The following is a 13521-nucleotide window of genomic DNA, read 5'->3' on the forward strand; positions in this document are numbered from 1 at the left end:
TAACCAATCTCGGGCGGAAAATAGTGCTGGTTCTTATGCCACTCTTAGTACAGCCGAGATGTCAGCCGGCGCCCTCCAGGGGGAAGCGCGCGGCGGCCGTGATTCGACGGGGAATCGCCCACACCGACATACGAAACGAAGCGCGATGAACGCGACGACGAGCACGACAGGGAGATACACAAGGTGACGATCCACGAGCACGACAGGCTGTCCACGGGCGACGGATCATGGCGCACGGGCGCCAAGGGGACCACCACGCATGCGCTGGTCGACCGTCTCAACGCCGGTGAGCCTTACGCCGTGGCCTTCGGTGGACAGGGCAGCGCCTGGCTGGAAACCCTCGAAGAGCTGGTCACCTCGGCCGGTATCGAATCCGAGCTCGCGACCCTGGCCGGCGAGGCTGAGCTGCTGCTCGAGCCCGTCGCCGATGAACTCGTCGTGGTCCGCCCGATCGGCTTCGAGCCGCTGCGCTGGGTGCGCGCGCTGGCCGCCGAGGAAGCGGTGCCCTCGGCCAAGCAGCTGACCTCGGCCGCGGTGTCGGTGCCCGGCGTCCTGCTGACCCAGATTGCCGCCACGCGCGCGCTGGCCCGCCAGGGCATGGATCTGGCGGCCGCCCCGCCGGTGGCCGTCGCCGGCCATTCCCAGGGCGTGCTGGCCGTCGAGGCGCTGCGCGCCGGTGGCGCCAAGGACGTCCAGCTGCTCGCTTTGGCCCAGCTGATCGGCGCCGCGGGCACGCTGGTGGCCCGTCGCCGCGGCATTTCGGTCCTCGGTGACCGCCCGCCGATGGTCTCAGTGACCAATGCCGAGCCGGAACGCATCTACGAACTGCTCCAGGAGTTTGCTCAAGACGTCCGGACCGTGCTGCCGCCGGTGCTGTCGATCCGCAACGGCCGGCGCTCGGTGGTCATCACCGGAACGCCGGAACAGCTGTCCCGATTCGAGCTGTACTGCGAGCAGATCGCCGACGCCGAAGCCGCCGACCGCAAGAACAAGAACCGCGGCGGCGCAGTGTTCGCGCCCGTGTTCGATCCGGTCCAGGTCGAGGTCGGCTTCCACACCCCGCGTCTGGCCGACGGTATCGACATCGTCGGCCGCTGGGCTGCTGCCGTCGGCCTGGATGTCGAGCTGGCACGCGCGCTGACCGACGCGATCCTGGTTCAGCAGGTCGACTGGGTCGAAGAGGTCACCGCCCTGCACGACGCCGGAGCCCGCTGGATTCTCGACCTCGGCCCCGGCGACATCCTCACCCGCCTCACCGCCCCGGTCATCCGTGGCCTCGGCATCGGCATCGTGCCCGCCGCCACCCGCGGCGGCCAGCGCAACCTGTTCACCGTCGGCGCCGTCCCCGAGGTGGCCAAGCCGTGGTCGAGCTACGCGCCCTCGGTGGTCACCCTGCCCAACGGCTCGGTGAAGCTGTCGACCAAGTTCACCCGGCTGACCGGTCGTTCGCCGATCCTGCTGGCGGGCATGACGCCGACGACCGTCGACGCCAAGATCGTCGCCGCTGCCGCCAACGCCGGCCACTGGGCTGAACTGGCCGGTGGCGGCCAGGTCACCGAAGCCATCTTCGACAAGCGCATCGCCGAACTCGAGACGCTGCTCGAGCCGGGCCGCGCGATCCAGTTCAATTCGCTGTTCCTGGACCCCTACCTGTGGAAGCTGCAGCTGGGCGGCAAGCGCCTGGTGCAGCGGGCGCGCCAGTCCGGTGCGCCGATCGACGGCGTTGTCGTCAGCGCCGGTATCCCCGAACTGGAGGAAGCCGTCGACCTGATCGACGAGCTGAACACGGTCGGCATCGCGCACGTCTGCTTCAAGCCGGGCACGGTCGAGCAGATCCGCTCGGTCATCCGGATCGCCGCCGAGGTGCCCACCAAGCCGGTGATCGTCCACATCGAGGGCGGCCGCGCCGGTGGTCACCACTCGTGGGAAGACCTCGACGATCTCTTGCTGAGCACCTACTCCGAGCTGCGCGGCCGGGCCAACATCACCGTCTGTGTCGGTGGTGGCATCGGCACGCCGGAGCGCGCCGCGGAATACCTGTCCGGCCGGTGGTCGGCCGCCTACGGCTACCCGCTGATGCCGGTCGACGGCATTCTGGTCGGGACCGCCGCGATGGCCTGCCTGGAGGCGACCACCTCGCCCGCGGTCAAGCAGCTGCTGGTCGACACCGTCGGCACCGATCACTGGGTCGGGGCCGGAAAAGCGGTGAACGGCATGGCTTCCGGGCGCAGCCAGCTGGGCGCCGACATCCACGAGATCGACAACGCCGCCTCCCGCTGCGGCCGTCTGCTCGACGAGGTCGCCGGTGACGCTGAGGCGGTCGCGGCGCGTCGCGAGGAGATCATCGCCGCGATGGCGGTCACCGCCAAGCCCTACTTCGGCGATGTCGGTGAGATGACCTACCTGCAGTGGCTGCAGCGCTTCGTCGAGCTGTCCATCGGCGACGGTGACTCCACGGCCGACACCAAGACCGACGACTCCCCGTGGCTCGACATCACCTGGCGGGACCGCTTCGCCGAGATGCTGCAGCGCGCTGAGGCCCGGCTCAACGCCGCCGACACCGGTCCGATCGAGACGCTGTTCGATGCGTCCACCGCTGACGGCGAGTGGCTGTTGGAGAACCCCGGCCAGGCCTTGCAGGCTCTGCAGGCCCGCTATCCCGACGCCGAGTCGGTGCTCCTGCACCCGGCCGACGTGCCGTTCTTCGTTCAGCTGTGCAAGACGCTGGGCAAACCGGTCAACTTCGTCCCGGTCATCGACAAGGACGTGCGGCGCTGGTGGCGCAGCGACTCGCTGTGGCAGGCCCACGATGCCCGCTACACCGCCGATCAGGTGTGCATCATCCCCGGCACGCAGGCCGTCGCCGGTATCGACCGGGTCGACGAGCCGGTCGGTGATCTGCTCGACCGCTTCGAGCAGGCCGCCGTCGACGAGGTGCTGGCTTCGGGTGCACAGCCCGAGCCGGTCGCCGCGCGGCTGCGGGTGCGCACCGACGCGACCGGTCCGCTGGCCATCGTGCTCGATTCGCCCGACGTGCTGTGGGCCGGCCGCACCGCCACCAACCCGGTGCATCGCATCGCGGCCCCGTCGGAGTGGCTGGTGCACGACAACCGTTCGGCCACAAACCATTCCACCGGAGCTCGCCTCGAGGTCACCGCCGACAACCGGGTGGTGCTCAGTGTCCCGTTGTCAGGCACCTGGATCGACATCTGGTTCACCCTGCCCGCCACCGTGATCGACGGCGGTATGCCGGTCGTCCGGACCGAGGATGCCGCCACCGCCATGCGCGCCGTGCTGGCGATCGCCGCCGGGGTCGACGGCCCCGACGCGCTGCCGCCGGTCGTCAACGGGTCCACCACCGTCACCGTCGGGTGGGACCCTGAGCGGGTCGCCGATCACACCGGCGTCACCGCGACGTTCGGTTCGCCTTTGGCGCCGACGCTGTCGATCGTTCCTGATGCGTTGGTCGGCCGCTGCTGGCCCGCGGTGTTCGCCGCCATCGGCGGTGCGGCCACCGACTCCGGCTTCCCGGTCGTCGAGGGTCTGCTCAGCCTGGTGCATCTGGACCACGCGGCCCGTCTGCTCAAGCCGCTGCCCAAGGAACCGACCCAATTGACCGTTACCGCAACGGCTTCGGTCGCCACCGACACCGAGGTCGGCCGGGTCGTGCCGGTGACGGTCAACGTCACCGACGCCAACGGCATGATCCTGGCGGTCCTCGAGGAGCGCTTCGCGATCCGCGGCCGCACCGGTGCCAAGGCGCTCACCGATCCGGTGCGTGCCGGGGCGGTCGGCCGCGACCCGGAGTCAGGGCCGGGTGCGTGCCACGGTGACGCTGCTCCGGCGGCAGTCCCTGACCGGTCCTCGAGGAGCGCTTCGCGTCCGCGGCCGACGGTGCCAAGGCGCTCGTGCCGGGGCGGGGAGCGGTGTCGGAGAACGCCACGGACACCCCGCGTCGCCGTCGCCGTGACGTCACCATCGGCGCGCCGGTCGACATGCGTCCGTTCGCGGTGGTCTCCGGTGACCACAACCCGATCCACACCGACCAGGCCGCCGCGCTGCTGGCCGGGCTGGAGTCGCCGATCGTGCACGGCATGTGGCTCTCGGCCGCGGCCCAGCACGTGGTGACCGCCACCGACGGAAAGCCCGCCCCGCCGGCCAAGCTGATCGGCTGGACCGCCCGCTTCCTGGGCATGGTCAAGCCGGGCGACGACATCGACTTCCGGGTCGACCGGGTCGGAATCGACCTGGGCGCAGAGGTTTTGGAGGTCACCGCCAAGATCGGCACCGACCTCGTCATGAGCGCCACCGCCCGGTTGGCCGCACCGAAGACGGTGTACGCCTTCCCCGGTCAGGGCATTCAGCACAAGGGCATGGGCATGGAGGTGCGGGCTCGGTCCAAGGCCGCCCGCAAGGTGTGGGACACCGCCGACAAGTTCACCCGCGAGACGCTCGGCTTCTCCGTGCTGCACGTGGTCCGGGACAACCCGACCAGCCTGATCGCCTCCGGTGTGCACTACCAGCACCCCGAGGGTGTGCTCTACCTGACGCAGTTCACTCAGGTCGCGATGGCCACCGTCGCCGCCGCGCAGGTCGCCGAGATGCGCGAGCAGGGTGCGTTCGTCGAAGGTGCGATCGCCTGCGGCCACTCGGTCGGTGAATACACCGCGCTGGCATGCGTGTCGGGGGTGTATCCGCTGGAGGCGCTGCTGGAGGTGGTCTTCCACCGCGGCAGCAAGATGCACGACATCGTCCCGCGTGACGAGATGGGCCGTTCCAACTACCGGCTGGCCGCGATCCGGCCGTCGCAGATCGATCTTCCCGATGCCGACGTCACGGAGTTCGTGGCCGAGATCGCCGAGCGCACAGGGGAATTCCTGCAGATCGTGAACTTCAACCTGCGCGGCTCGCAGTACGCGATCGCCGGCACGGTGCGCGGTCTCGAGGCGCTGGAGGAAGAGGTCGAGCGGCGTCGCGAGATCAGCGGCGGCAAGCGGTCGTTCATCCTGGTTCCCGGCATCGACGTGCCGTTCCACTCGGACGTGCTGCGGGTCGGCGTCGACGATTTCCGGCGCGCGCTGGAACGTGTCATGCCCGCCGACGCCGATCCGGCGTTGCTGATCGGGCGCTACATCCCGAACCTGGTGCCGCGGCCGTTCACGCTGGATCGCGACTTCGTCCAGGAGATCCGGGATCTGGTGCCGGCCGAGCCGCTCGACGAGATCCTCGCCGACTACGACACCTGGCGTAACGAGAAGCCGCACGAGCTGTGCCGCAAGATCGTGATCGAGCTTCTGGCCTGGCAGTTCGCCAGCCCGGTCCGCTGGATCGAGACCCAGGACCTGCTGTTCATCGAGGAGGCAGCCGGCGGTCTCGGAGTCGAGCGCTTCGTCGAGATCGGTGTGAAGTCCGCGCCGACGGTGGCGGGCCTGGCCAGCAACACGTTGAAGCTGCCCGAATACGCCCACAGCACAGTGGAAGTGCTCAACTCCGAGCGTGACGCCGCCGTGCTGTTCGCCAGCGACGAGGACCCGGCGACCGACGACTCCGACGACGAGCCGGCCGCAACCGGCGAGGCGCCGGCCGAAGCCGTCGCGGTCGAGGCTGCCCCGGCAGCAGCGCCGGCGGCCGCACCGTCCGGCGGCCCGCGCCCTGACGACATCGGATTCGACGCCGGTGACGCCACATTGGCGCTGATCGCGCTGAGCGCCAAGATGCGCATCGACCAGATCGAGCCGCTCGATTCGATCGAGTCGATCACCGACGGTGCATCCTCGCGGCGTAACCAGCTGCTGGTCGACCTCGGTTCGGAGCTGAACCTGGGCGCCATCGACGGTGCCGCCGAGGCGGATCTGGCGGCGCTGAAGGGTCAGGTCGCCAAACTGGCGCGCACCTACAAGCCGTTCGGCCCGGTGCTCTCCGATGCGATCAACGATCAGCTGCGCACGATCCTCGGCCCGTCCGGCAAGCGGCCGGCCGTGATCGCCGAACGGGTCAAGAAGACCTGGGAACTCGGCGACGGCTGGGCCAAGCACGTCACCGCCGAACTGGCTCTGGGCACCCGCGAGGGCAGCAGCGTGCGCGGAGGCGCACTCGGCGGCTTGCACGACGGTGCGCTGGCCGATGCCGCGGCCGTGGACAGGGCGATCGACGCCGCGGTCACCTCGGTGGCCGCCCGCAAGGGCATCGCGGTCTCGCTGCCGTCGGCCGGCGGTGCCGCAGGCGGCGTGGTCGACTCGGCCGCGCTGACCGAGTTCGCCGAGACGGTGACCGGCCGCGACGGTGTGCTGGCGTCGGCCGCACGCATGGTGCTCGGTCAGCTCGGGCTGGACACCCCGGTGACGGCCGCTCCCGCGGCCAGCGACGCCGAACTCATCGACCTGGTCACCGCCGAGCTGGGCTCGGATTGGCCGCGGTTGGTGGCGCCGGCGTTCGACGCCAAGAAGGCGGTGCTGCTCGACGACCGCTGGGCCAGTGCGCGCGAGGATCTGGTCAAGCTTTGGCTGGCCGACGAGGGCGATATCGACGCCGACTGGCTGAAGCTCTCGGAGCGATTCGAAGGTGCCGGCAATGTCGTTGCCACCCAGGCCAACTGGTGGCAGGGCAGGGCCTTGGCGAGCGGGCGCAACATTCATGCGTCGTTGTTCGGCCGGATCGCTGCCGGTGCTGAGAATCCGGGATCCGGTCAGTATTCCGGCGAGGTCGCGGTGGTCACCGGTGCCTCGAAGGGCTCGATCGCCGCGTCAGTGGTGGCGGGTCTGCTCGACGGCGGCGCCACGGTGATCGCGACGACGTCCAAGCTCGACGACGACCGGCTGGCGTTCTACAAGGCGCTCTACCGCGATCACGCCCGCTACGGCGCGTCGCTGTGGGTGGTGCCGGCCAACATGGCCTCGTACTCCGACATCGACGCCCTGGCGTCGTGGGTCGGTAGTGAGCAGACCGAAAGCCTTGGGCCGCAATCGATTCACCTCAAGGATGCGCTGACTCCGACGCTGCTGTTCCCGTTCGCGGCACCGCGGGTGGCCGGCGACCTGTCGGAGGCGGGCTCACGGTCCGAGATGGAGATGAAGGTCCTGCTGTGGGCCGTCCAGCGGCTGATCGGCGGGCTGTCGTCCATCGGTGCCGAGCGGGACATCGCCTCGCGTCTGCACGTGGTGCTGCCCGGTTCACCCAACCGCGGCATGTTCGGCGGTGACGGTGCCTACGGCGAGTCCAAGTCCGCGCTGGATGCGGTGGTCAACCGCTGGAGTGCGGAGACGTCCTGGGCGCAGCGGGTCAGCTTCGCGCACGCACTGATCGGCTGGACCAAGGGCACCGGCCTGATGGGGCACAACGACGCCATCGTCGGTGCCGTCGAAGAGGCCGGCGTCACCACCTACAGCACCGAAGAGATGGCTGCGATGCTGCTCGACCTGTGCTCGGTGGAGGCCAAGGTCGCCTCGGCCAACGCCCCGCTGAAGGTCGACCTCACCGGTGGACTCGGCGACGTGAAGCTCGACATGGCCGAACTGGCTGCCAAGGCACGCGAGGAGATGACCGGCGACGCTTCCGGTTCCGACGACGAGCCGGCATCGGGCACCATCGCCGCCCTGCCGTCGCCGCCGCGCGGCTACGTCGCGAACACGCCGCCGGCATGGGCCGACCTCGACGTCGACCCGGCAGACCTGGTGGTCATCGTCGGTGGCGCGGAACTGGGCCCGTACGGCTCGTCGCGCACCCGCTTCGAGATGGAGGTCGACGCCGAGCTGTCGGCGGCCGGTGTTCTCGAATTGGCCTGGACCACCGGGCTGATCAAGTGGGAAGACGATCCCAAGCCGGGCTGGTACGACACCGCGACCGGTGAGCTGGTCGACGAGGCCGAGCTGGTGGAGCGCTATCACGACGCCGTCGTAGAACGTTGCGGCATCCGCGAATTCGTGGATGACGGTGCGATCGATCCCGATCACTCCTCACCGCTGATGGTCAGCGTCTTCTTGGACAAGGACTTCAGCTTCGTGGTGTCCTCGGAGGCCGACGCCCGTGCGTTCGTGGAGTTCGACCCCGAGCACACCGTCGCCCGACCCGTGCCGAACTCCGGTGACTGGGAGGTGATCCGCAAGGCGGGCACCGAGATTCGCGTACCGCGCAAGACCAAGCTGTCGCGGACGGTGGGGGCGCAGATCCCGACCGGCTTCGACCCGACGGTCTGGGGCATCAGCCCGGACATGGCCAGCTCGATCGACCGGGTGGCGTTGTGGAACATCGTCGCCACCGTCGATGCGTTCCTGTCCTCCGGGTTCACCCCGAACGAGCTGATGCGCTGGGTGCACCCCAGCCTGGTCGCCTCCACCCAGGGCACCGGTATGGGCGGTATGACGTCGATGCAGACGATGTACCACGGCAACCTGATGGGCAAGGCCAAGCCGAACGACATCCTGCAGGAGGTCCTGCCGAACGTCGTTGCCGCGCATGTGATCCAGTCCTACGTGGGCAGCTACGGCTCGATGATCCACCCGGTCGGCGCGTGCGCCACCGCCGCGGTGTCGGTCGAGGAGGGCATGGACAAGATCCGCCTCGGCAAGGCCGAGCTGGTGATCACCGGTGGCTTCGACGACATGACGCTGGAGGCCGTCATCGGCTTCGGTGACATGGCGGCGACCGCCGAGACCGCGACGATGCGGGCCAAGGGCATCAGCGACTCGAAGTTCTCCCGCGCCAACGATCGTCGCCGGCTGGGCTTCCTGGAGGCACAGGGCGGTGGCACCATCCTGCTGGCGCGCGGTGACCTGGCCTTGAAGATGGGTCTGCCGGTGCTGGCCGTGGTGGGCTACGCGCAGAGCTTCGGCGACGGCGTGCACACCTCGATCCCGGCTCCCGGTCTCGGCGCACTGGGCGCCGGGCGCGGCGGCAAGGATTCGCAGCTGGCCCGTTCGCTGGCCAAGCTGGGGGTCGGCGCCGACGACATCGCGGTGATCTCCAAGCACGACACCTCGACGCTGGCCAACGATCCCAACGAGACGGAGCTGCATGAGCGGCTGGCCGACTCGATGGGCCGTGCGCCCGGGGCTCCGCTGTTCATCGTCAGCCAGAAGAGCCTGACCGGTCACGCCAAGGGTGGCGCCGCGGTCTTCCAGATGATGGGGCTTTGCCAGATCCTGCGCGACGGCGTCATCCCGCCGAACCGCAGCCTGGACTGCGTCGACGACGAGCTGGCCTCCTCGGCGCACTTCGTGTGGCCGCGCGAGACCCTGCGCCTGGGCGACAAGTTCCCGCTGAAGGCGGGTCTGGTCACGAGCCTCGGCTTCGGTCACGTGTCGGGTCTGGTCGCGCTGGTGCACCCGCAGGCGTTCCTTGCCTCGCTGAGCGAGCAGGAGCGGGCGGACTACACCAAGCGGGCGCACGAGCGGGTGTTGGCAGGTCAGCGGCGACTGGCCTCGGCCATCGCCGGTGGACGGCCGATGTACGAGAAGCCTGCCGATCGCCGGTTCAACCATGACGAGCCGGAGAAGCGCCAGGAGGCGGCGATGCTGCTCGACCCGGCGTCACGGTTGGGCGATGACGACGCCTACGTGCGATAAAGTCGCGGCGTGCCAATAGTCGGAGTGGGGATCGACGTTGTCTCCATCCCTGATTTCGCCGAGCAGGTAGACCAGCCGGGAACGGTTTTCGCCGAGACGTTCACGCCAGGTGAGCGCCGCGACGCCGCCGACAAGAGTTCGGTGGCGGCGCGGCACCTGGCGGCTCGGTGGGCCGCCAAGGAGGCCGTCATCAAGGCGTGGTCGGGCTCGCGCTTCGCGCAACGGCCGGTGCTGCCGGAGGGCATCCACCGCGACATCGAGGTGATCACCGACATGTGGGGTCGGCCCAAGGTCCGCCTCACCGGTGACATCGCCAAGCACCTGGCCGAGGTGACCATTCACGTGTCACTGACCCACGAGGGCGACACCGCCGCGGCGGTGGCGATCCTGGAGACGGCCTAGCGCTCAGCCCGCCTGGTGGGTGATCTGGATCAGGTTGCCGCAGGTGTCATCGAGTACCGCCGTGGTCACCGGTCCCATGTCGACGGGCTCTTGGGTGAACCGAACCCCGAGTGCATCGAGCCGAGCGAACTCGGCCTGGACATCGTCGACGGCGAAAGAGGTGAACGGGATTCCGTCGGAGGCCAATGCCTCCTTGAACGGTTTGACTGCGGGATGGCTGTCCGGTTCCAGGACGAGTTCGGTGCCGTCGGGATCCTCCGGGGACACCACAGTGATCCAGCGGTGTTCGCCCATCGGAATGTCGTGCTTGGTCGTGAAGCCGAGGACTTCGGTGTAGAACCGCAGTGCCTTGTCCTGGTCGTCGACAAGCACACTCGTCAGGTTGATTCGCACGGTGGTTCCTCCGCCTTCTTCAGCCACCGCTCGACGATCGGTGCTATCGGTGCGGTGTCGATGTAGTGGTACTTGAAACGACCTGAGCGCCTCGTCTCGACCAGGCCGGCGGTCTCGAGAATCTCGAGGTGCTGCGAAATTGCCTGTCGTGACGAGCCCAGCCCGTACTTGGTCGCCAGGCGGGCGCAGATCTCGAACAGCGTCTGACCGTTTCGGTCGGTCAGCTCGTCGAGGATTTTCCGGCGCGTGGGGTCCGCCAAGGCCTTGAAGACGTCGCCCACGAGTGCACGATATGCAAGTGTTTGCTTGCCTGTCAACGTTGGGGTTCTGCGGCCGCTAACGTCGTTGGCATGAGCGATCTCGTCGAACGCGTACAGGCGGTGCTTCCCTCGGTGCGGGCCGATCTGGAGGATCTGGTCCGCATCCAGTCGGTGTGGGCCGACCCGGCCCGGCGCGATGAGGTGCACCGCAGCGCCCAGGCCGTGGCTGACCTGTTGAGCAGTGCAGGCTTCGCCAAGGTCGAGATCGTCGCCGAGGGCGGTGCCCCCGCGGTGATCGCGCATCATCCCGCGCCGCCCGGCGCGCCGACGGTGCTGCTGTACGCCCATCACGATGTTCAGCCCGAAGGTGAAGCATCGCAATGGGATTCGGACCCCTTCGAGCCGACCGAGCGGGACGGACGGCTCTACGGCCGTGGCACCGCCGACGACAAGGCCGGCATCGCCACCCACCTGGCGGCGTTCCGTGCGCACGCCGGCAAGCCGCCGGTCGGCGTCACCGTGTTCGTCGAAGGGGAGGAGGAGTCCGGCTCGCCGTCGCTGGGCCGGCTGCTGGCCGCCCACAAGGACAAGCTGGCCGCCGACGTCATCGTGATCGCCGACTCGGACAACTGGACCTCCGAAATCCCGGCGCTGACAGTGTCATTGCGCGGACTGGCCGACTGCGTGGTCGAGGTCGCCACCCTGGACCACGGTCTGCATTCGGGGCTGTGGGGCGGGGTGGTGCCCGACGCACTCAGCGTCCTCGTCCGCCTGCTCGCCAGCCTGCACGACGACGACGGCAACGTCGCTGTGCAGGGCCTGTACGAGACCACTGCCGCCGACGTCGACCGCGGACCGCAGTGGGTGCGGGCCGAGTCCGGACTGCTCGACGGGGTCCACGAGATCGGCTCGGGTCCTGTGGCGCAACGGATGTGGGCCAAGCCCGCGATCACCGTGATCGGCATCGACACCACACCGATCGGTAAAGCGTCGAACACCCTGATTCCGCGCGCGAGCGCCAAGGTCAGCATGCGGGTCGCCCCCGGCGGGGACGCGGCTGCTCATCTGCATGCGTTGCGTCGCCACCTCGAGCAGCACGCCCCTTGGGGCGCGCACGTCAAGGTCATCCCGGGCGACGTGGGTCAGCCGTACGCGATCGATGCCAGCGGTCCGGTGTACGACGCGGCGCGGTCCGCCTTCCGGGAGGCCTGGGGCACCGACGTCGTCGACATGGGGATGGGCGGCTCGATCCCGTTCATCGCCGAGTTCGCCACCGCGTTCCCCGACGCCACCATCCTGGTCACCGGAGTCGAGGACCCGGGCACGCAAGCGCACAGCGTCAACGAGAGCCTGCATCTGGGGGTGCTGGAGCGCGCCGCCACCACCGAGGCGCTGTTATTGGCGAGGCTAGCAATTTGATGTCTACGTAAATATTTTTGTATACCCCGATAGAAGTCGACTTATGTGCATAGCGTCACCGTTATTAACTGCACGTACGGCGTCGGGGGATGAATCATGGTCAAGAAGCTTGAATTCAAGGCTCGGGTATTGCTGAGCGCCGCGGTGTCTGGTGCGATGGCGGCCGGAGCGCTGGGCGTGGCGCCGAACGCGGCAGCGGACTGTGCGTCGTTCTTCGGCCTCGGGAACACCGCGAACTGCCAGAGCGGGCCGACCAGCATCGCGATCGCGATCGGGCCGAATGCGACCGCAACGGCCGGCGGACTGTTCGGCATGGCGTTCGCCCTCGGCCGCGTCCCTCTGGTCGGGACGGACAACCTCGGCGTGGCCACCGCGACTACAACCGGCGCCTTCACCTTCGCGTGGGCATGGGGAGACAACGTGACAGCTGAGGCCGGCGACTTGGTCGGCATCGCCACGCAGTGGGGCACCAACGGCACCACCACCACGAAGGGTGCCTTCAACATCGCGCAGGCCATTACCAACCCGTTCCCGTTCTTGTTGCCGCCCACCACCGAAATCGGAGTGACGGTGGCCAACGGCTTCGGCAATGTGGTCACCAACGGCGCATTTGTCACTGAGCCGGGGTCCAGCGTCTCGGCGGTCGGCTTCGGCAACTACGCCTTCAACGGCTGGGGCTTCAACAACGTCGTCAAATCCGGCGGCACCAACACGAGTTTCTTCAACACCGCGTTCGACGTCTTCACCGCCGGCGACGTAACCGCGGGCCCAGGGCCCTTCGCCGTCGCGATCGCCTTCGGCCAGGCGCCGGGCGAAAGCACCACTCAGGTGGGCCCGGGTATCAAGGTCGGGCGGGGGACGGCATTTCCGACGTTCCCCGCGTCGGCCGCGTCAGCCCGTTCGACCAAGAAGGCCACACCCAAGCCGGCCGCCGCCAGCAGTGCCGACAGCGGTAAGAAGTCTGGCGTCGCGTCGGGCGCCAGGGACCGCAAGAAGCAGGATTAGACCGCGATATCGCGCCGCAGTTTGGCGACGTGGCCGGTGGCCTTGACGTTGTACTGGGCGACCTCGATCTTGCCCTTCTCGTCCACCACGAATGTCGAGCGGATGACGCCCTGGACGGTCTTGCCGTACATCTTCTTCTCGCCGTAGGCGCCCCACTCGGTGAGGACCTTCTTGTCGGGATCGGACAGCAGCGGGAACGTCAGCTCGTCGCGCTCGGTGAACTTGGCCAGCTTTTCCGGCTTGTCGGGGGAGATGCCGACGACGTCGATGCCCGCGCCGTTGAGTTCGGCCAGGCTGTCCCGGAAGTCGCAGGCCTGCTTGGTGCAGCCGGGCGTCATCGCGGCCGGATAGAAGTACACGATCACCTTGCGGCCTTTGAAGTCGGACAGTTTCACGGTCTTGCCGCTGGCGTCAGACAGGCTGAACGCCGGCGCCTTGTCGCCGACTTCGAGGCGTGCTGTGTCGGTCACCTAGTAGTCCTT

At 68.5% G+C, this 13521-nt stretch carries 6 protein-coding genes and 2 pseudogenes; 5 read left to right on the plus strand and 3 right to left on the minus strand.

The window, feature by feature from the left end; genetic code table 11:
* Positions 1-183: 183 nt before the first annotated feature.
* The 3 genes and pseudogenes from D3H54_RS32335 to acpS form a co-directional block, all read left to right on the plus strand.
* Positions 184-3783: pseudogene (locus D3H54_RS32335) on the plus strand (fatty acid synthase subunit beta domain-containing protein); the annotation flags it as partial.
* A 137-nt stretch (positions 3784-3920) separates the two neighbouring features.
* Positions 3921-9560, plus strand: a pseudogene (locus D3H54_RS32340) (acyltransferase domain-containing protein); the annotation flags it as partial.
* Between the two features lie 9 nt (positions 9561-9569).
* The gene (acpS, locus tag D3H54_RS09435) at positions 9570-9962 is read left to right on the plus strand and encodes a holo-ACP synthase AcpS (protein ID WP_149378816.1); all 393 of its coding nucleotides are present in this window, start codon (positions 9570-9572) and stop codon (positions 9960-9962) included.
* A gap of 3 nt (positions 9963-9965) precedes the next feature.
* Here acpS and D3H54_RS09440 read toward each other — a convergent pair whose 3' ends face one another.
* Entirely contained in the window at positions 9966-10355 is a 390-nt protein-coding gene (locus D3H54_RS09440) for a VOC family protein (RefSeq protein WP_149378817.1), read from the minus strand.
* Entirely contained in the window at positions 10340-10636 is a 297-nt protein-coding gene (locus D3H54_RS09445; protein ID WP_149378818.1) for an ArsR/SmtB family transcription factor, read from the minus strand. Before D3H54_RS09445 ends, D3H54_RS09440 begins: the two co-directional genes overlap by 16 nt.
* Before the next feature lie 69 nt (positions 10637-10705).
* Between D3H54_RS09445 and D3H54_RS09450 the strand changes: the two genes are divergently transcribed.
* Together D3H54_RS09450 and D3H54_RS09455 are read left to right on the plus strand one after the other, a co-directional pair.
* Entirely contained in the window at positions 10706-12034 is a 1329-nt protein-coding gene (locus D3H54_RS09450; RefSeq protein WP_149378819.1) for a dipeptidase, read from the plus strand.
* Positions 12035-12130: 96 nt separating this feature from the next.
* Positions 12131-13039 (plus strand): hypothetical protein, encoded by a 909-nt coding sequence (locus D3H54_RS09455; RefSeq protein ID WP_149378820.1) that lies wholly within the window; start codon positions 12131-12133, stop codon positions 13037-13039.
* Here the strand turns inward: D3H54_RS09455 and bcp are convergent.
* A complete protein-coding gene (gene bcp, locus D3H54_RS09460; RefSeq protein WP_149378821.1) occupies positions 13036-13509 on the minus strand; it encodes a thioredoxin-dependent thiol peroxidase in 474 nt (157 codons plus the stop codon). The two genes, D3H54_RS09455 and bcp, sit on opposite strands and share 4 nt — an antisense overlap.
* Positions 13510-13521: the final 12 nt, after the last annotated feature.

It is taken from the genome of Mycobacterium sp. ELW1, assembly GCF_008329905.1.
Taxonomy (GTDB): domain Bacteria; phylum Actinomycetota; class Actinomycetes; order Mycobacteriales; family Mycobacteriaceae; genus Mycobacterium.